At 51.5% G+C, this 1,050-nt stretch carries 2 protein-coding genes; one reads left to right on the forward strand and one right to left on the reverse strand.

Going from position 1 to position 1,050, the window contains the following annotated elements; translation table 11 throughout:
• The coding region (locus ACWHAR_RS23060) for an FtsW/RodA/SpoVE family cell cycle protein (RefSeq protein ID WP_452087944.1) at nt 1-228 on the forward strand (228 nt) is incomplete at its 5' end.
• Between the two features lie 27 nt (nt 229-255).
• On the opposite strand, the gene ACWHAR_RS23065 is transcribed toward ACWHAR_RS23060, so the two are convergent.
• On the reverse strand, nt 256-1,050 hold a 795-nt coding region (locus ACWHAR_RS23065; protein ID WP_452087945.1), incomplete at its 5' end, for an amidohydrolase.

The raw sequence follows: 1,050 nt of genomic DNA on the forward strand, positions 1-1,050 counted from the left end.
CCGTACAACAAGTTTGCATCGTTTTTCTGTGTTGGGTATACGGCGCTGATTGTCATCCACACATTCCAAAATATCGGAATGAACGTCGGGCTGATGCCGGTTACGGGCGTTCCCCTTCTGTTCATCAGCTACGGAGGGAGCTCTGTATTGTCCGCGCTGATCGGCTATGCGATCGTTTATAACGCCAGCTGCCAGCTGACGAAATATAAAGGCTATATGTTTAAATAAAAAAGACAGCCGAATCAGGCTGTCTTTTTAGTCTTGGTTTAAAAATGCTAGAGCCGCCGACACAAGAATTTTCGCCGCGTTCAGCATGCCTTTTTCATCGATGTCAAACATCGGGTGATGGTGCGGGTAAACGGCTCCAGTCTGCGGATTGCCCGCGCCGGTAAAAAAGAATGATCCAGGGACATGTTCAAGATAATAAGAGAAATCTTCGCCGATCATATTCGGTTCGAGTTCGATGACGGCTTCAGGGCCGACGACATGTTTGGCGCATTGACGGACGATGTCCGTTTCATTTTCATGGTTGACGACAGGCGGGTAGCCTTTTTCATAATCGAGTGAAAACGAGGCCCCGTTGCTGTCGCAGACGCCTTTAATTACGCGTTCGATCTCGGCGATGATCGTTTCCTGGACATGCTTTGAAAAGGTGCGGACCGTTCCTTCAATGACCGCTTCTTCGGCAATGACGTTAAATGCCTGGCCTGAATGAAATGTTCCGATCGACAAGACGGCTGCTTCTGTCGGATCGATTCTGCGGCTGACGATTTGCTGGAGATGGTTGACGACCGAGGCTCCCGTGATTAAAGCGTCTGTCGTTAGGTGAGGCGCGCCTCCGTGTCCGCCCCGCCCGGATATCGTGACTTTAAATTTATCAGCGGCTGCCATCATCGGGCCTGATTTGACACCGACTTGACCGACGGGCATCGGAGCCCAGATGTGGGTGCCGAAAATGGCATCCACGCCTTCGAGACAGCCGGCTTCAATCATCGGCTTGGCGCCGCCTGGTGTAACCTCTTCACCGAATTGATGGATCAGCACGACATT

The organism is Bacillus sp. LR--39, assembly GCF_053613335.1.